The organism is Acinetobacter sp. FDAARGOS_724 (assembly GCF_013364475.1).
GTDB lineage: Bacteria > Pseudomonadota > Gammaproteobacteria > Pseudomonadales > Moraxellaceae > Acinetobacter > Acinetobacter variabilis.
The window spans coordinates 1469267-1487780 of record NZ_CP054908.1; the positions used below are offsets into that span (position 1 = coordinate 1469267).

At 33.7% G+C, this 18514-nt stretch carries 16 protein-coding genes, 1 pseudogene and 1 other annotated feature; of the genes and pseudogenes, 11 read left to right on the forward strand and 6 right to left on the reverse strand.

The window, feature by feature from the left end; all coding sequences use genetic code 11:
* Positions 1–48 precede the first annotated feature (48 nt).
* From FOC32_RS08270 to FOC32_RS08290, 5 genes are all read left to right on the forward strand, one after another.
* Positions 49–501 (forward strand): spore coat U domain-containing protein, encoded by a 453-nt coding sequence (locus tag FOC32_RS08270; protein WP_175966898.1) that lies wholly within the window; start codon positions 49–51, stop codon positions 499–501.
* 43 nt (positions 502–544) lie between these two features.
* Complete coding sequence (locus FOC32_RS08275; RefSeq protein ID WP_175966900.1) at positions 545–853, forward strand: hypothetical protein; 309 nt, start codon at positions 545–547, stop codon at positions 851–853.
* 56 nt (positions 854–909) lie between these two features.
* Positions 910–1985 (forward strand): IS3 family transposase gene (locus FOC32_RS08280; RefSeq protein WP_175965977.1). Its coding sequence is split into 2 segments (ribosomal slippage): positions 910–1162 and positions 1162–1985, totalling 1077 coding nucleotides; the frame shifts between segments, so codons are not numbered across the junction.
* A 39-nt stretch (positions 1986–2024) separates the two neighbouring features.
* Positions 2025–4067 (forward strand): diguanylate cyclase domain-containing protein, encoded by a 2043-nt coding sequence (locus tag FOC32_RS08285; protein ID WP_175966902.1) that lies wholly within the window; start codon positions 2025–2027, stop codon positions 4065–4067.
* 294 nt (positions 4068–4361) lie between these two features.
* Positions 4362–6932 carry an EAL domain-containing protein gene (locus FOC32_RS08290; protein WP_175966903.1) on the forward strand — a complete coding sequence of 857 codons (2571 nt, stop codon included), beginning with the start codon at positions 4362–4364 and terminating at the stop codon, positions 6930–6932.
* Positions 6933–7188: 256 nt separating this feature from the next.
* Here FOC32_RS08290 and FOC32_RS08295 read toward each other — a convergent pair.
* Positions 7189–8409, reverse strand: a pseudogene (locus tag FOC32_RS08295) (IS3 family transposase).
* Positions 8018–8134, reverse strand: a sequence feature (AL1L pseudoknot). (Overlaps the previous pseudogene by 117 nt.)
* Positions 8410–8460: 51 nt before the next feature.
* On the opposite strand from FOC32_RS08295, the gene FOC32_RS08300 reads away from it, so the two are divergent.
* The gene (locus FOC32_RS08300; protein ID WP_267464249.1) at positions 8461–8946 is read left to right on the forward strand and encodes a type I restriction enzyme endonuclease domain-containing protein; all 486 of its coding nucleotides are present in this window, start codon (positions 8461–8463) and stop codon (positions 8944–8946) included.
* A 193-nt stretch (positions 8947–9139) separates the two neighbouring features.
* On the opposite strand, the gene FOC32_RS08305 is transcribed toward FOC32_RS08300, so the two are convergent.
* From FOC32_RS08305 to FOC32_RS08315, 3 genes are all read right to left on the reverse strand, one after another.
* Positions 9140–9286, reverse strand: coding sequence for a hypothetical protein (locus FOC32_RS08305; RefSeq protein WP_175966904.1), 147 nt, complete (start codon positions 9284–9286; stop codon positions 9140–9142).
* Between the two features lie 176 nt (positions 9287–9462).
* A protein-coding gene (locus FOC32_RS08310; RefSeq protein ID WP_087748731.1) for an IS3-like element ISAba22 family transposase occupies positions 9463–10628 on the reverse strand; the annotation gives its coding sequence in 2 pieces (ribosomal slippage) (positions 9463–10370 and positions 10370–10628; 1167 coding nt in all).
* A gap of 63 nt (positions 10629–10691) precedes the next feature.
* Positions 10692–11171: a hypothetical protein gene (locus FOC32_RS08315; RefSeq protein WP_175966905.1), complete on the reverse strand. Its 480-nt coding sequence runs from the start codon at positions 11169–11171 to the stop codon at positions 10692–10694.
* A gap of 415 nt (positions 11172–11586) precedes the next feature.
* Here FOC32_RS08315 and FOC32_RS08320 point away from each other — a divergent pair, with 415 nt between their 5' ends.
* The 3 genes from FOC32_RS08320 (at position 11587) to FOC32_RS08330 (ending at position 13745) form a co-directional block, all read left to right on the forward strand.
* The gene (locus FOC32_RS08320) at positions 11587–12399 is read left to right on the forward strand and encodes a helix-turn-helix domain-containing protein (protein ID WP_175966906.1); all 813 of its coding nucleotides are present in this window, start codon (positions 11587–11589) and stop codon (positions 12397–12399) included.
* 11 nt (positions 12400–12410) lie between these two features.
* Positions 12411–12992: a hypothetical protein gene (locus FOC32_RS08325; RefSeq protein ID WP_175966907.1), complete on the forward strand. Its 582-nt coding sequence runs from the start codon at positions 12411–12413 to the stop codon at positions 12990–12992.
* Between the two features lie 84 nt (positions 12993–13076).
* A complete protein-coding gene (locus tag FOC32_RS08330; RefSeq protein ID WP_228761293.1) occupies positions 13077–13745 on the forward strand; it encodes a DUF6088 family protein in 669 nt (222 codons plus the stop codon).
* Positions 13746–13879: 134 nt separating this feature from the next.
* On the opposite strand, the gene FOC32_RS08335 is transcribed toward FOC32_RS08330, so the two are convergent.
* Both FOC32_RS08335 and FOC32_RS08340 read right to left on the reverse strand, forming a co-directional pair.
* The gene (locus FOC32_RS08335) at positions 13880–15037 is read right to left on the reverse strand and encodes a hypothetical protein (RefSeq protein ID WP_175966908.1); all 1158 of its coding nucleotides are present in this window, start codon (positions 15035–15037) and stop codon (positions 13880–13882) included.
* Between the two features lie 16 nt (positions 15038–15053).
* Positions 15054–15569: a Panacea domain-containing protein gene (locus FOC32_RS08340; protein WP_175966909.1), complete on the reverse strand. Its 516-nt coding sequence runs from the start codon at positions 15567–15569 to the stop codon at positions 15054–15056.
* Positions 15570–16235: 666 nt separating this feature from the next.
* Between FOC32_RS08340 and FOC32_RS08345 the strand changes: the two genes are divergently transcribed.
* Complete coding sequence (locus FOC32_RS08345; RefSeq protein ID WP_175966910.1) at positions 16236–17132, forward strand: hypothetical protein; 897 nt, start codon at positions 16236–16238, stop codon at positions 17130–17132.
* Between the two features lie 307 nt (positions 17133–17439).
* Positions 17440–18408 (forward strand): IS30 family transposase, encoded by a 969-nt coding sequence (locus FOC32_RS08350; RefSeq protein ID WP_014538385.1) that lies wholly within the window; start codon positions 17440–17442, stop codon positions 18406–18408.
* The last annotated feature ends 106 nt before the right edge of the window (positions 18409–18514 follow it).

Sequence of the window (18514 nt, forward strand, 5' to 3'; positions counted from 1 at the left end):
CCCAATACTTTCCTTATTTTAGTTTATCTATGGCCTACGAGGTCCAAAATGGTTTTAGAAGTTAAGCAATTTTTTTATAGCATAACGGCATTGGCTCTGCTGTATGTTCCTGCTCTAACCTTTGCTGATTGTAATGTAAGTAGCAGCGGGGTGTCTTTTGGGAACTATGATGTTTTTACAGCTAATGCTAATGAAAGTACTGGGGAATTGATAGTGACATGTAGTGTAGAAACTGCTTATACATTACAGCTTGATCCGGGTAGATCAGGGAACTTTATTCAACGGAATATGCTAAATGGAACAGAGCCTTTAGCCTACAATATTTATAGTGATGGGGCAAAAAACCTGGTCTGGGGAGATGGTACAGGTGGTAGTGTAACTAAAAATGGACAGACGGGAGCCACTAAAGAAACGCATACACTTTATGGGCGTATTCCTGCTAGGCAGAATGTCTTAGCAGGAAACTATTCTGACACCATTATAGTCACTATAGTTTTCTGAAATTGAAGCTGATACTAGCAAGATACTACATGGAGTTTCATCAGTGGTAGCAGGACGCAAAAATTTAAATGAAAGAGGAGTAGAAATATCCTTATTTATTTTAATTTTTATCATTAGTTTATTGATAGTACTGATTGCAGTGAAAAAACTGGTTAATCAGAGCCAAACTCGTCAAAAAAATGAGCTCCAGCAAACTACCAAATTGATTAATAATCAATTACGTCAGTTAATTGTCAGTTATCAAGTAGAAAATGAAAATCTGGCAGCTTTTGTCAAAGCTAATACACATTTGACTAATAAATCATTTGAACGCTATGTTATGGCATCCAACCCATTTGGTAATGCTCCCTAAAAATAATTGAACTTAAAAGTAGAAAATCGAATAGCCTTGATCTAAGGAGATTTTCTATGAAAACAACTAAATATTCGGACAGCTTAATCATGAGTATTTTGAAGCAAGCTGAAGCAGGTACTCCAGTGCCTAATCTATGCCGAGAACATGGCATGAGTTCTGCCACTTTTTACAAATGGAAGTCCAAATATGGCGGCATGGATCTTTCCATGATGACTCGACTTAAAGAGCTAGAGACAGAAAATGCCCGCCTAAAGCGCATGTATGCGGATGAACGTCTTAAAGCAGACATTCTTCAGGATGCACTGTCAAAAAAGTTATAAGGCCAACGCAACGCAAGTCACTTGCTCAACAAGCCGTTGAGCAATATAAGATATCAGTGAATAAGGCCTGTCTCATATTCCAAGTCAGTCAAACCTGTTATCGCTATATAGCTCAATTGAAGGAGCAGAATATGGTTATTGCAGATTGGCTGATTAAGCTCACCAATGAGAATAAGACTTGGGGATTTAAGCTTTGCTTTTTGTACCTGCGTAATGTCCAAGGCTACCCTTGGAATCACAAGCGTATTTATCGCATTTATAAGGAGCTTGAGCTTAACCTTCGGATTAAACCCAACAAACGCATTAAACGGATAAAGCCTGAAACTCTTGCAGTACCAGAAGCGCAGAATGAATCATGGTCAATGGACTTTATGCACGATCAACTCAGTGATGGCCGCAGTTACCGTGTGCACAACGTCATTGATGACTATAACCGTGAGTCATTAGATATCTTGATTGACTTCTCCTTACCCGCCGAACGAGTACTTCGAGGGTTGGATCAACTCATCGAATGGCGAGGTAAACCAAAACGAATCCGAAGTGACAATGGACCAGAGTACATCAGTGATTTAATGGAGGCATGGTGTAAGCAGCATGAAATTGAGCATGTATTTACCCAGCCTGGCAATCCACAACAAAATGCGTATGTAGAACGCTTCAATCGGACAGTACGTTATGAATGTTTAAATCAATATTTATTTCGAGAACTTGAAGATGTTCAAGACTATACAACAGCATGGCAACACTTTTATAATCATCAACGACCTCATATGTCAGTTGATGGTAAACCACCTAAATTTAAACAATGATAAAGGCTTCGATTTTTCTACTCATTAACTCAATTAAAAATGGGGGTATTACCATTTGATCGTTTACCTGGTCTAACCAGTGTGGGTTATCTGCCTCGTATAGCTTCAGCAAATATTCCTGAATTTGAAGTGAAGATGCGTCAAGAGTTCCCAGATTATCGAATATGGGAAATAGATAAAAATGAAGCATCCTATATTTATCCCTTAGCTTATGCTGTGAACTATAAGGAGCCTGAACAACTCAAGGTACTTAGAGGATTAAACTATGCATCGGTTAAAGAGAGAAAGTCTGCAATTCAAGATGCTCTTTATTGGGAGGAATCACGTACTACGATTCTTCATCCTGCTGTGCATGATTCAACAGGTAAAAGAGTTGTACTGTTATTTACACCGATCTATGATGAGAATTTAAGTAGTATTCAAAACCTATCTTCCAATAAATCCCATAAAAAGCCTTTAGGTTTTATTTTTTCTGTTATCTATGTTGATGATTTATTCACTAACTTCAACCATGATTTAAAAAATACACAGTTTGATCTTGAGGTGTTTGAAGGCAACCTGAAAAAAAACACCCTCATTTATGATGGTGATCAAGTAACTCATAGCTTATTGGGAAATCTAGACTTACAGCTCTTAAATAAAACTCAGATCAGTTTCGGGGGGCGTCCTTGGTTAATTTTTATCTATCAAAAGAGTCTTCAGAAATTTGAAGAATTGCTGGTTAGTTCCTATGCCGGGATGATTCTTTTCGGTATTTTACTCAGTCTAATCTTTGCTTATATCGGAGTTCGTATTCGAAGACATTATAAAATGTTAGAGCAGCAAGCTTGGCAAGCTGACAATTTTGAATCCTTTTTTGAAAATCATCCTTTTCCGGTTTATTTGCTGGATACACAGCGTCGATTTGTTGCAGTTAATAAAAAAGCAGAAATAGAATTTGGTATGACTGCGAATCAATTAGCCGGGATCTCTCTAGAAAATTTTCTAAGTGTGGAAAATGCACAAATGAGCCGATCCTATTTTCAACAAGCGCTTCAGGGCAAAGCCATTTCTTATCATAACTGGCTCACTCAACCAGATGGTACAGTAAATGATTTGTCAATCGTACTCGTGCCTATCACTAATGGTAATAAAATCACCAGTGTTCTTGGAATTGCCAAAAATATCACAGAGAAAAAAAAGGCAGATCAAGACCTATACCGTTCTCGTCAAACCTTACAATTGGTACTCGATAACATTCCACAATTTATTTTATGGAAAGATACACAAGGTTTTTATCAGGGTGGAAATAAAAGTCTTTTGAAGTTTATCGGATTAGATAATATCCAGCAGTTGAAAGGCAAAACTGATTTTGAAATGCCTTGGAAAGAATATGCCCAGATCTTTATTACTGATGCCGATATAGCCATACGTACAGGACAATTTTTATATAAACATCAAGAAATTCAATTAAAAACCAATGCTGGTTATCAGTGGCTAGAAATTAGCACCTTACCTGTGAGAGGTCTAGAAGGTGGTATTGATTCGATTCTCTATGTAATCGATGATATTACTGACCGTAAAGAAACAGAAGCAGAACTATTTAAACGTGCCAATTATGATAGTTTGACTAAATTACCTAATCGTGCCTATTTTTATCATAAATTAGAAACCACTCTACTGGAACACGCTCGCGTCAGTCGGGACATGGCACTTATGTATTTTGATATTGATAAATTTAAAAATATCAATGATAGTTACGGTCATGATGTCGGTGATAAAGTCATTCAGGAATTTGCTTATCGTGTATCTATTGCTTTACGTGCTTCAGATTTTCTAGCTCGTCTCGGGGGTGATGAATTTATTTTATTTATTCAGGATGTTAAAAATATAGCAACTGTAGAGATTATAGCTGAAAAAATCATTGAAATAATGAGAAATCCATTTTTGATTGGTGATTTGAAACTTAATGTAAGTACCAGTATTGGAATTTCAATGTTTAAAGCAGGACAAAATATTGATGAATGGATAAAAAAATCAGATCAGGCTTTATATGAGGCTAAAAACTCGGGGAGGAATCAATATAAGTTTTCAAAATTATAATCTTGGGTTTAAATATAATTATTTCTTATAAAATTCTTAATAGACCATTGATTAAATTTATAATAAATAAGTTTTTACTGAATAAAATAGTTTTATTTTATGTTTTAATAATAAGATATTGATTTTAATAAAAATATTAATTTTTTTACATTATTGATAATTAGTAATAATCTGTATGTGTCTAATTTTTTAAAAAATTAGACTGATTTTGTTGGAATTTCACTATTTTATGCATATAATTTTAATAACAATTTTTCTGATTATTATTTAGAATTATTTATTAAATGGTGTGTAATGTCTGAAAAAATTAATAATCCTGACACTTTGTTTATTTTGGATTTATTAGGTAAACAAACTGATTTGAAAATTGTTTTACATACAGTTTCAAACTGGTTAGAAGGTTTAATTCCCGGGGCAATGGTGTCTATTATGTTGTTTTCAGAAGAAGAGCAACATCTAAATTTAATTAGTGGTGGACAATATTTTACTTCGGCATATCGAAATGCATTGAAGAATTTAAGAATTGGACCTAATGTCGGTGCATGCGGGGCAGCGGCCCATTATCGTAAAATGGTTATTTGTGAAGATATTTTTGCTCATCCTAACTGGAAAAGCTATCAAAAATTTCTTATTGAAGAAAATATTTCTGCTTGTTGGTCTGTTCCTATAATTAGTGCTGAAGGTACTTTATATGGAACTTTTGCAACTTATTATCGAAAACCGAAGAGCCCAACAGATGAAGAGATTAAAAAGCTTAACCATGCGGCATCTCTTACTGCTTTGGGTCTTGATTTACATTATGAACGTCAGCAAAAAAATGCAATGAATGATAAATATCATTCTTTTTTTAACGATCATCCAGATGCAGTTTTTGAATATGATTTACAAGGTAATATTACTAAAGTAAATATGACATCAAAAAAAATAAATGGTTTTGAAGTTGAGCAAATTATAGGACTACATTATTTAGAGTTTACTCCTCTTCAATATCAAAAAATAACAGAGGAATCTTTTAAAAAAGCTACAGAAGGTCATATCCAGCGTCTAGAAATACAGATTTTTGATGTTAGAGAAGAAACATATTGGGCAGATCTCACCTTTTTACCACTATTCCAAAATAGTAAAATTGTAGGTGTATTTGCAATTGTAAAAAACATTACAGACCGATATAAAACGGAAGAGCATTTACAATTATTAAAACGAGGATTAGATGCAAGTCCTAATGGTATTGTAATTACTGAGGCTACTTCAGATCATCAAATTGTATACATTAATCCTGCTTTTCTAAAATTAACTGGATATTCCGAGAAAGAAATTTTAGGTCGTAATTGTCGTTTTCTACAAGGCGAAGATACAGACATTATTACAGTTCAGGAAATTCGCCAAGCACTTAAGGATAAGCGAGAAATTCAAGTCACCTTAAAAAACTATAGGAAAGATGGCACCTGGTTCTGGAATCAACTTACTCTTAGCCCAGTATGGAATCAAAATAGTGAATGTACTCATTTTATTGGAACTCAACAAGATGTGACTCAGAAACGTATAGATGATGAATATATAAATTATCAGCGTACTCATGACAGCCTAACTGAGTTAATTAACCGTCAGGTTTTTGAAGAGTTATTGGATCTTACCTTTTACAAAAAGGGTGAAATGAACAATACATTAGCGGTTTTATATATTGATTTAGATGACTTCCGTACCATAAATAAAGATCTCGGATATGCTGAAGGGGATCAATTAATTAAGCTGGTCACTCAGCGTCTACGGAATATTGTACAAGAAGATGATGTTCTATCACGTTTTGCCGCTGATGGCTTTGCTCTATTATTAAATAAAGAATGTACTCAGGAAAAAGTAACCCAAACAGTAGAAGGCATTTTAAAAATTTTAGCTTTACCTTTTAATATAAAAGGTCATCATATTCGTCTGAGCGCAAGTATTGGTATTGCAACTGATACAGAAGAAGTCGAAAATTTTAGAGAGTTATTGCATCATGCAATTCATGCAATGCATGAAGCCAAAAATGAAGGACGTAACACCTGGCACTGGTATACAAGTGGTAGAAATACGATTCACAAAGTGAATGACATCCAGTTACGCCATGAACTCATTATGGCCTTGGAAGATGAGCAATTTAGATTATTTTATCAACCTATCGTTGATAGTTTAACTAATAAAATTGTAGGCGTTGAAGCACTTATTCGATGGTGCCATCCTGAGCGTGGTTTAATTTCTCCATTATCTTTCATACCTTTAGCGGAACGTAGTGGACAGATTTCAGCAATAGGAAATTGGGTATTAAATCAGGCATGCAAAGATATTACTGAGCTTAATAGCAATAGACTAGATCCACTTAGTGTGGCTGTGAATATTTCTCCTATACAATTTAAACGCACTAATTTTTTAGCTGAGCTAAGAAATACCCTATTAACAAATAAATTTGATGCTAAGTTATTGAAGATAGAAGTAACAGAAGGGATGTTACTGATGGGTATTGAAAGATCGGTTGAAATTTTAAAAGCTATACGAGCACTTGGAATTAAAGTAGCAATCGATGATTTTGGTACAGGTTATTCCAGCCTGAGTTACCTCCGTCAACTGCCTATTGATCAAATTAAGTTAGATCGTAGTTTTATTCAGCATTTGCCAGAACATAAAAGTGATGCGGCAATTGTTATAGCAATTGCTCATATGGCAAAAACATTGAACTTAGAAGTCGTGGCTGAAGGTGTAGAAACAGAAGTACAAGCTAAGTTTTTAACAGAGAGCAAATGTAATTACTTGCAAGGCTATTATTTTGCTAAGCCTGTTTCTATAGAGGACTTAAAAGTCATTTTAGATAAAATGCATGATAAACTTTAAAATTTCTATGTGAAATTCTGATAAATCAAAAAATCGAGCTTAAATAGCTCCATTTTTTATTCAAAGATAGAGTTTTACAATAAGGATCTACTATTATCATATTTTATAGATTATTTAATCTTGTATAGTGATATTTAAACATCTAATGCTTTATCCTCCAAAGGAGTATATTTTAATTTTAAGTTATCTAAAATTGCAGGTCTCGCATAATAATATCTGAACCGTACCGGGTTTGTCGGAGACTTTTTTATTTAAGTTAGGCCACCTGACCTAACGGGTTAATCTTATCATAGTACATTGCTTCAAACTCAAAAGGCGATACATAACCCAGTGCACTGTGTACACGCTTTTTATTGAACCAATCTACCCAGTTTAGTGTCGCAAGTTGTACATCTGCTAAACCTTGCCAATCTGCTTTTAAATATTCAATCACCTCTGTTTTGTATAAGCCATTCACCGTTTCAGCCAGAGCATTATCGTATGAATCACCAGTTGTACCGACTGATGCTCGTAAATTTGCAGCTTCTAAACGATTGGTATAGCGAATAGAAAGATATTGAACACCTCTATCGGAATGATGAATCACATTCTTTGGCATGCCTCGATCGTGCAAGGCTTGCTCTAATGCATCGAGCACCATATCTGTATTCATCCGTGTCGATACTTTCCATCCAACAATTGCTCGTGAGAACACATCAATAATAAAGGCGGTATAGACCCAGCCTGAATGAGTTTGAATATACGTAAAGTCACTCACCCACAGTTGGTCAGGATGATCAGCATTAAAATTACGTTTCACTAAATCATCTGCTCTTTTTTGATCATCTCGGCTACGGGTGGTTTGTTTATTCTTACCCACGCCAAACACCTTGTATACCTAGCTTCTGCATCAATCGAGCAACTGTACAACGTGCGATAACATAACCTTCACGTTTCAATTGTTGCCAGACCTTACGCACACCATATCGACCTGAACTTTCTTTCCAAATTCGTTTAATTTGTTCAGCATGATGCTCATCATATAGATCTCGTTTCGCTCGATGTTCTGGATTGTCAGCGAGATCTAAAGTTCGGTAATAGGTTGAAGCTGCGATCGGTAAAATCCTACAAATCGCATCAACACCATATCGATCTTTATTGTTATGGATGAAATCCACCATTATTTGTGTGGGCGGTCGAGCTCCGCCTAGGCGAAAAAAGCGGCTGCTTTACGTAGAATTTCATTGGCACGCTTTAATTCTTTAATTTCACGTTCCATTTGCTTCATTTTTTCTTGATCAGATATCTGTTGTACTTTAATAGGATTTTGCTGATCTAAATGCTTTTGATGCCAGGCACGAAGTGTTTCAGGAGTACAACCAATCTTAGGCGCAATTGCTGTGATTGCAGCCCAAGTAGAAGGATAATCTTTTTCAGATTCAATCAATAATTGAACCGCTCTTTCTCTGATTTCAGGGGTATATTTTAATTTTGTCATCGGGGTAGTCTCTCAGAATATTGACTCTCCGACAAACCCGGTACGGTTCAAATTAAAAAGACCAATAAAATTAAAGGTATTGATTTCACAAAAAAAATGAATGCACTTGTTGAGAAGTACAATGAGCGTGATGAGCAAGATATACTTCAGGCGAAGGTAATTGAAGATTTCTCAGATGAGATTATTAAGTTGTATAACGAGCTACGTGAGGAAATGTCTTCATTTGGGAAATTGGGAATAGATTTCGAAGAAAAAGCTTTTTATGACATATTGATATCACTAGCTCATAAATACGATTTCACTTATCCAAAAGATAAATTATTAGAGCTTTCTAAAGAAGTAAAAGCAATTATCGATGATAAGGCAAAATATATTGACTGGAACAAGCGAGAAGATATTAAAGCTGAATTACAGTTTGACCTCATGGTGTTACTAGATGAGTGGGGTTATCCACCGATCGATCGACGTGAAGTTTATAAAGAGATATTTGAGCAAGCTGAAAACTTTAAGAAAAATAGGAATGTTTCTCTTCTTTAGTCTTCAAATGGTGTGATCAAATATCAAATTGGTAAGGAATTATTTTACAGAACTTAGTGGAGTATATTGTCAGTACTCCACTAGGTGACCTCGTTTGATATGTAGTGAGTGGTGTTTTTTTTATTAGGTTAATATGCTTGAAAGGCATTAGGTAACTTTCTAATCTCGATAAATTATTCGAAAAATTATTGGTTCAGTTGTGAGTTTGAAACAACATTACCACAGTTACCACAGTTACCACAGTTACCACAGTTACCACAGTTACCACAGTTACCACAGTTACCACAGTTACCACAGTTACCACAGTTACCACAGTTACCACAGTTACCACAGTTACCACAGTTTAAATGGTAAGTAGATACGCAAAAGTGATGAGTTGTTCTTTAATCTAATTAGTTAGATTGAGAAACTTAAAAGATAAACTTCCTCTTCAAAGGTTAACTCAGATTTACCAAAATAAAAGTGTAGTAATTCTGATATACGCTGAATTATCAGGAGACTTTCCCTTGGGAGATTTTAGGCAGCCAACTTATAAAAGTCTTCGGCCATTTGATTTGGTGTCTTAAAACCCAAACCCTTTTGAATTCTTCGATGATTATAAAATAACTCAATGTATTTTATAATATCTGCTTTGGCTTCTTCTCTGGTTTGATAGTTGTAATGATGCACTAACTCATTTTTCAGTATTCCCCAAAAGCTTTCAATCGGTGCATTATCGTAACAGTCTCCGCGCTTGCTCATTGAACCTTGAAAACCATATTGCTCAAGTATATTTCGATATTCATGGCTGCAATATTGACTTCCTCTGTCTGAATGCACAATCAGTTCTTTGGTTGGTTTTTGATTGTGAATAGCCATATTTAGCGCATTACAAACAAGCTGTGTTGTCATGCGCTCATTTAAGCTATAGCCAACCACTTGCTTCGTGTAAAGGTCTTTTACCGCTGCTAAGTACAGCCATCCTTCAACAGTCCATATGTACGTAATATCACTTGACCATGCTTGATTTGGTCTAGTCATTGAGAATTGTTGCTCCAGCAGGTTTTCATAGATCGCTCGATTATGGTCACTATTCGTAGTCCTTTTAAAACGCTTGTGTCGCTTACAATACAGGTGGTTCAGCGCTTTTATCTGACGTACAGCGTACATACTCATTTTTATGCCCTGAGCTTGTAAGTATTTGGTTAATCGAATATAACCATAGCTCTGCCTTGTCTCCTCATGGGCTATTTTCACCAATATCGTCTGTTGATTTCGTTGAATCGTTCTTTTGCTCACGCCTCTCTTGAGCCAATCATAAAAACATGAAACTGAAACATGAAGTAATCGAGCCATTAAGGTAATTGGAAATGAATATCTTTTTTGTTTCATATAGGCGTACCTTACTGACTTTCTTTGGCAAAGTACGCTGCTGCCTTTTTTAAAAATTCACGTTCCATTTCAGCTATTTTGAGCTGTTGTTTGAGTTTTTTATTTTCTTCGAGTAGAGCGTTTAGATCAGGTGAATACTGTTTTGTACCTGCTAAAGTTCCAGCCTTTGCTTTGGTATTCCAATTTGAAAGAGTTTGCATTGAAATGCTAAGTTGTCTAGCTGTTTCCGAGACATTGCCTTGATTGGCTTCAATTAATTTGATGGCTTCAGCTTTAAATTCTGTGGTGTAAGTCTTGTATTTCTTGCTCATGGTAAACTCCTGATGAGTGTGTTTAGTTTACCAAGTTAAAACCTCCTGTTTTTTCAGCACACATCATTCTTCATATGATTCATCATCTTGTAAAAAATCATATAGCTCTAGCAGAGTTTTTCCAACATAGCGGATGTGTGCTCCGTTGTGATCACTAACATGAGCATATATTCCATTTAGTTGGAAGTAATCTTCTGGTTTTAAAATACTATCAAATGGCTTTGCTGTGCCGTTTTTATAAAACGGAGTAGGGCAAGAGATGGAGTGTTGATACCAATCGTACCATTCGTTTCGAATTTTGGTTACTTGTTCTAATATCCATTTATTCACCTCTTTAGATGAATTAGGCCGATATTTATGACACGGAGCAGAGTGGCGTATATCTGTAAACTGTATAAGGATCTTATTAAAAACCTCTTGGCACCATTCATTAACTAAATCCTGAGATTTTTTCGTCATAAGTGCGGTATCAATACTCAATTCTTCCCAACCATTTTGTTCTAAAGAGTTAAATAGTCTTATGGCATTCTGAAACTTATTCAAAGCATTTCCTTGTAGGTGATTTGATAGTTTATTGTTTATATTTTTTAAGAGATTGTAAATAAAAAATGTTTAGAATCATGTAGATAGTCTTTTGTACAGTTTATTTTATAAGATTATTTATTGTTATAAAGAATAAAAGAACCAACGTTATCTTGTGTTTTTTAAATGCATTATCTGGATGAAGATTTTAAAAATTAGTTAAAAAGAATGTGAATATTTAGGTGTTCTAAATGTCTATTATTTAATCAATTTAGCAAGAGTTGGAGCGATTCAGACTTTTTAAAAAGCATCCAAATGAACATTTTTTTTATTATTACAACCAAATCCATCTTCAAAAAAATAAATATGCAAAATAGGAGGAGAACCGCGGGAAATAACCGCTGAATAATGTGATTAGAAGCTTAGTGAGGATTGAATGAGCTTTATTTTTACAAACGCAGTAAAAAAAATGACAGTTGGAAAGCCAACAGCAAAAGCTATTTTATTAATGTTGGCAGATCATGCTGATGAGAAGGGTAGATGTTTTCCTTCTATACAGCATTTATCTAAGACGACTGAGTTTTCAGATAGAGCTATTAGAAGTGCGATTTCATTCTTAGAAGAGAAGAAGTTTATTCAGGTGCACAGAATAACAGGATCTGTAAATCATTATGTACTAACTTTAGAACCTCCTAAGGAAACTAACAAGGAAGGGGAGGAAGATGGTACACCCTCTCAGGAAGATAGTTCAGGGGAGGATGTGGAAAATGCCGTAGAGGAGGTGCGTGAAGTTCCTCCTAACCATCAGGGTAATCATCAATTAAATATTTATAATATTAAAGGTGCGAAAATTCTGGACTACTTTATAAATGAAACAAAAGAAATTTCATTTATTGAGTTAATAAATTTTGATCCAATACTTGAAGAAAACTTCTTGAATATCGCACATAAAAGATTTGCCTCTTTAGACCAATCAGACTTAGAGAATACATTTTGTGAATTCTGTGATTGGTATATTTCACCAGCAACAGCAGGTCATAATAATTCTTTTAAAACTCCTCATAGATGGGCGCTTTCATGGATAAATTGGATTAAGCGGAATCTGGATCGATTGGAAAAATTAAAGTCAGCACCGCAGAAAAAATTAAATTCAGGGAAAAGAAATTCTGGTGTGAAAAAGGATGATAACACTTTAAATCCTGAAAACTTTAATTTTGTTCTTTTTCCAGCCAAATCAGGTAATGAATAAGGAGTTAACTAATGGACAAAGCATTAGAAATGTCTAAAAACTTATTAAAACATATGAAAGTGTTATACGGAAAAAAATTTATAGATCAGTGGAAAGAAATACCTCAAGAATTACTAGAGAAAATGCTTGCCAATTCAATTTCAGGTTTAAGTGAAGAGCAAATTGAATATGGATTTAATAAGATGAATTTACATGAATGGCCTCCTACAATACCTGAATTTCGGAAGTGGTGTTGTTCTTATGGGATACAAGGATTAACTGCCCAAGAAGCCTGGTTGCAGGCATTAGAATATGAGCAAAGTAATGAATCTACCAATATTACTGCTTTTACAAAACAAACCTTATTGAATTTAAAGAAAGTGTATAAAATTATTGATCAAACCAATGAATTACATTCAAAGCTATTCATGGAATGTTTTAAGAAGATTAAGGAAGAGGCTCTAATAAATGGTAAGAGTGACAGTATATTACAACCTAAAAGAAGCATCTTGCCAGAAAATGGACAGGAGGAACAAATTGAATTAGAAGAGTATAAACCAGTACCAATGCCAGAAGAATTAAAGGCTATAATGAAATTTATTAAGAAAATTTAGAATATATAATTCAACAATTCTTTGCATAAACAATTTAAGTGTTTGCTACATTGAATGATGTTTTTAAATTTAGGGAATTAATACATGGTTATAATTCCCTTAATAATGTTAAGTAAAGATGGCAATTATGTAATCATCAAAAAAAGGTTTAATTTAGTGAGATTTTCTAAAGAAAAACTTGTACTAGAAGAGTATGCAAATTTGGAGAAAGGAATTTTATTCTCGGTTTTGGATTTTAGTGTCCATATAAGTGATAAAAAGCTCCAATGGATTCTAAGGAATTTTATTCAGAAGGGAGAAATCTTAATGGTCTTTCCTAATATTTATTACAAAGTACAAATGAATAAATTTTTTCCAGAAAGAATATTGAGTCCTGATATACAGCTTGCTCTAAAAATTTTATCTAAACGTACAGGTGAGAAGTTTCAGGAACATGGTGGAGTTTCAGCTCATCGTTTAGGTTTAAGTACTCAAGTACCTGTGATTGATGTTTTTTATACCAATAAAAATTCTCGTGAATTTCATTATTTTGGTCATACTGTGAGATTGATAAAAACTCGTTGTCATGACGTTTTTCAATATCCTCATGAGAGGGTCGGTTGGGTAATTTCAGCACTATATCAGTGTGGCCCCAATGCTGTTGATCAACAATTGTTGATGAAACTTAAAAAGGAATTAACAAAAGAGGAATATGAAAAGCTTTTAAAGGCTAAAAAGCCAAGCTGGTTGGCTAAATTAATAGAAAAATTATAATAAAGACGCTAAATTCGTAACTATCTGGACAACCATCCTTTATTTTTTAAGGTTTTTTATATCAGTAAAGTCGTTACGGCCTCTACTTTTAACTTCTGTTATTTATGGAAGGATTACCCTATAAAGAGTCAATCTTAATTGTCTTTATCAAAACCTTTACCATTTGTATGATTCGATAACGTAATTTTTTCAACTACTGTTATTTCTTTATTTTTGTTTTCGACCTTAGATTGATTGATTATTTTATTAGTTACAGGATTAGGTATATTTTTAGTGGTAGTTTCTTTTGTTAAACTAAATAAATTTTCTCTATCAACTTTATACATACCGCCTAAGCTAATAAGTAAAATAACTAAGAAAAATGATACTGCTTTTGTATAAAAGTCCCAAGTCCAGGGCTTATACCAACACCATGTTACAGTAGGTACTTTGTGTTCTTTATTTGACTTCTCTAAAACCTTCTTTAAATTGCTCATTGAATTTATCCACTGAACCATCATATTTAATAACGTTAGTAAACAAATCATCAGAAGAGCTATGATAAAGGTCAAGTATGGCCATTTTGAATTAACTTCTAACAGCTTTACTGTAGATCCTATTAAATTTACGCCACCAAAAAGAGTAAAAATGATCGAGGCAAAAATACCAAGAATAGAGATATAGTTTGCAATAGTAGATTTGGCTTGGGCATCAGCTTCATTTGCTAAATTTTCTGCTATTTTCGCGACTCGCTGTGCTTCAGTAGCGGTGGTTTCTGCTAAATTGGCCGAAGACATAAAGTATTCTTTTTGAAAAACTGCTAATTTTAGATGTCTAAATAGTTTATCTAAGACTTTATTTATTTTTAATAATTCATCTTTATTTTTATTTCCTAAAACGCTAAAACCTACTACCATTGAAAAGTATTCAATGCGCTCATTAAGCTTATCTATTGATATTTTAGATTTTGAGTCAAAAACTATTTTTGTAATATCTTCATATCTTACATTTACTTTAATTTTAAAATGATCGATAGCAACAATTTCTTGAATAAACTTTTTTACTTTTTCTTTATTATTACAATCATTAAGTGTGGATCTCATACTTTCACATAATGAAGCAACTATATGTTCATCATTATTTTCAGAAACATCTATGAAATCATTTTTAGCATCAAAGAACTTGTCTTTGAGGATCATAATAATTAACCAACTTGCTTTTTCTAAGTGCTCTTTATTGTCATTAGTATGTTCGATTTCGCTATTTAATAAATGAGTAATTATTTGTTCAAATTTTTTATTTTCTTCTAACACAAAAACTCACCCCTTATTATAAAGGGTGAGTTTTAAAATAAGTTTTCATTTCATCTAGTGAATATTTAAGAATATTATTTCTAGATAAAATATCATGTTTTAAATTAAACCACATGGGTTCTGCATGTGTTTTTTCCACTAAAGAAAAAGCATCCAAATCCTTTAATTTATTTACTACTGATTTGATATGACTACTAATATCAGAATTTTTTTCTATTAAGTCTGGAATAAATGTAATTAATTCAAATCCTCCAGTATCAGTATTTTTTAAATAACTTCTTGGGGTGTTGATGTGACTAATACCAAAGTCTTTAAACTCATAATATACCTCTCTAACAACAGGTCCATATTGCCATTTTTCAATATCATTAGTAAAAATTGGAACTCCATCATTCTTAGCTAAATATGTGGCCTGAACATAATAAAGAAGTTTTTGAAGCTTAAGATGACTCAGAGTGCATAGTTTTTTATTGTTACTATTAACATAGTTAATAATATAGTTAGCGACATCCATTGCATTATAATTATTCATAACCCACCTCACATAAAACACTTAAATCAACAGAACTTAGATAAAGCAAACTAAGACCTAACATTGTCGAAAAACAGTGATGGTGTACATTTTAAATTCCTTATTAAAGATATAGCAAAAGACAAGATAGACTTTGCACATATTCAAATTATAGCATTTGCTATAATTAAGCAACAGCGTGAAACATAAATGTTTCACGGTTATACACAATTTTTATCAGAAACTTTGAATTAAAACGACGGCCAATGACGTCTATTTGAATTTTTCACATATTATTTAATTTGATCAAAAAATGATAAATCTTGTATCTTGCGAGTGTGTTTCTTTGCAGGGAAAGGGGGAGTGATGCTGAGTTCAAACCTAAACATGTTAGATAGTCATGAATCAAAAGTTCTAGAAGTTTGTTAAAAGTCAGATGATTCTAAAGTCATACCCTTTAAATCGATGATATTTCTGATGTTCTTTATATTGAACTGACTACCAAAGTACAAATACCTGTTTCTTTATAACATGTATAAGTTGGTTTTCCTTCACCCGCGTAAGATTACATTGAGACTAAAGTTGATCTAAACGAGAATTATATTCACAATATCAATATATTAAGATATAAAAAATAATTATATTTAAATTATATAGTAAATTCGCCCTAATTTTGGAGAGCTGTTTGTGACAGGGAATTTAATTATTTCAAGCCAAGAACGATGTGAGGATGTGGATCTTGAGCTTCTTTTTTCAGTTCCGATAGCTCTTCTTGATCCTAATCATCCTGCGATAGATAAAAGAATACAAGAACAAATTCTGCATGAGAGATATCACAATAAATTAATTGCTGATGGGCTTGAAACTGGGCACTTTTTTTATGATCAGTATAATATTTTGCGATTTCAAACAAAGCTACCAATTTATTCATTTGCAGGATTTATATTTGAAGCTTATGCAGTCAATACTTTTAATGCAAATATGAGAACAATTGGCAGGAAAGCCTTTACGTGGTGTACGAATCGAGCCCAGTGCAAAGATGATTATATAGATCAATTTAAGGTAATTGGGACTGGATTTATGTCCACAAATTCCAACTATCCAAACTTTTACGCACCTCAAAATAACTTCGACCTTATATTTATACGAAGGAATATTAAAAAAGACATAGATGAGCCTGCGACAGTTTTAGGTACAACTAATTCTGCGGGCATTCAAATAAAAGCAATAACAGGTGCTGAGGAAAGTGAAATTATTGAACCAATAAGAACCGGAAAATATTCACATGTCTTGACTTTTCTTCGTCATGCAGATGGCGTCCATAGTTATAACCGTTGTATGGAAGTGCTAAATTCAATGTATAAAAAAGGTACTTTACAACTTTCTGAAAAATATCACATTGAATCTCGAATTAGTTATCCAGAAATGTTAGGGATAGATCAGAGGGAAATTGATGATTATTATACATATATTTCGTATTGGTATAATAATCAAGCACAAATAGATCAGTTTATTCTAGAAGGGATTGGTCTTGAAGTTAAAGGATATAAATATTCGAATGGGTTGCTTGTTCCGAACTTGTAGAAAGTACTTAATATTTTATGTCGTGGATATACTTTATTAGTTACTGTTTTTTAAAAAAATATTTCATTCAATTAACTCTATATGCTGAAAAAATGAAGCAAGAAATACACTTTCCACCCAACAATATTGGGTTATCAAAAGTTGAATACTCAAGAAGTATTGTAGTTGTAGGTGCAAATGGTGCAGGAAAAACCAGGGCAGAGTAAAACTTGAAGTGCGACATAAACCACCTAATTAATTTAAAGGGTTTATGGAGTATATAAAATTGTCATACCATCATCTTAACTTTGAAGATCGTACTGCATTAATGCTTGAGTCAAGAAAAGAAGGCTTTTCAGCCAGAAAATTTGCTGAACTCATTAAAAGACATCCTAGTACGATCTATCGTGAGCTTAAAAGAAATAGCATCAATGACGTTTATCAAGCTCGATATGCTTCTGATAACACCTTCGCTAGACGTAGACGTGGTCACAGAAAACTCAAAATCGATTCAATCCTCTGGAAATTTATTGTTGAAGCGATCCGTTGTTTATGGTCTCCTCAGCAAATAGCAAAGCGTTTAAAGACATTTCCTGATTTGGATCAAACAATGAATGTAAGCCATACAACGATTTATTCAACGATACGCGCATTACCAAAGGGTGAGTTGAAAAAAGACTTATTATCCTGTCTGCGTCATGAAAATAAAAAGCGAAAAGCTAACGGTGAACCTAAAAAAGATTCTATATTACAGGATATTAAAACTATTCATGAGCGCCCAGCCGAAGTTCAAGAAAGAAAAATACCGGGTCATTGGGAAGCTGATTTAATTAAAGGTAAAGACAATAAAAGTTCGATAGCAACACTTATTGAACGAAATACACGGCTCTGTATCTTGGCAACATTACCTGATGCAAAGGCAGAATCAGTGCGCAAGGCTTTAACTGAAGCTCTGAAATATTTACCTGCAGAACTGCGTAAAACGTTGACCTATGACCGTGGACGCGAGATGGCAGAACATAAAATACTTGAAGAAGATTTAGGCATAGATGTATATTTCTGTGACCCACATTCACCCTGGCAAAAAGGCACATGCGAAAATATGAATGGTTTAATTAGGCAATATTTACCTAAAGGGATTGATTTAAATCAGGCAGATCAGCATTATTTAAATCAAGTTGCCATGTCACTGAATACTCGTCCTAGAAAAGCGTTAGATTGGCTTACACCATTAGAGAAATTTGCTCAGCTTGTTGATTATCATAAGACTTTTCAAACTGTCGCACCTCATGTTTGAATTCGCCCAGATTAGGTACTTGGATAGAATTTAGTTCTCCAGACCGAGATAAAGTATATCGAATTTCAGCTCAAAAGTCTTTATTAATGCCTGATTCAGCGACGCT

What these genes read in the sequence shown, in the direction of transcription:
- FOC32_RS08340 (WP_175966909.1), bottom strand. Translation starts at nt 15,569, where the DNA reads ATGAATAATTATAATGCAATGGATGTCGCTAACTATATTATTAACTAT.
- FOC32_RS08270 (WP_175966898.1), top strand. Translation starts at nt 49, where the DNA reads ATGGTTTTAGAAGTTAAGCAATTTTTTTATAGCATAACGGCATTGGCT.
- FOC32_RS08325 (WP_175966907.1), top strand. Translation starts at nt 12,411, where the DNA reads ATGGACAAAGCATTAGAAATGTCTAAAAACTTATTAAAACATATGAAA.
- FOC32_RS08330 (WP_228761293.1), top strand. Translation starts at nt 13,077, where the DNA reads ATGGTTATAATTCCCTTAATAATGTTAAGTAAAGATGGCAATTATGTA.
- FOC32_RS08285 (WP_175966902.1), top strand. Translation starts at nt 2,025, where the DNA reads ATGGGGGTATTACCATTTGATCGTTTACCTGGTCTAACCAGTGTGGGT.
- FOC32_RS08350 (WP_014538385.1), top strand. Translation starts at nt 17,440, where the DNA reads ATGCTTGAGTCAAGAAAAGAAGGCTTTTCAGCCAGAAAATTTGCTGAA.
- FOC32_RS08320 (WP_175966906.1), top strand. Translation starts at nt 11,587, where the DNA reads ATGAGCTTTATTTTTACAAACGCAGTAAAAAAAATGACAGTTGGAAAG.
- FOC32_RS08290 (WP_175966903.1), top strand. Translation starts at nt 4,362, where the DNA reads ATGTCTGAAAAAATTAATAATCCTGACACTTTGTTTATTTTGGATTTA.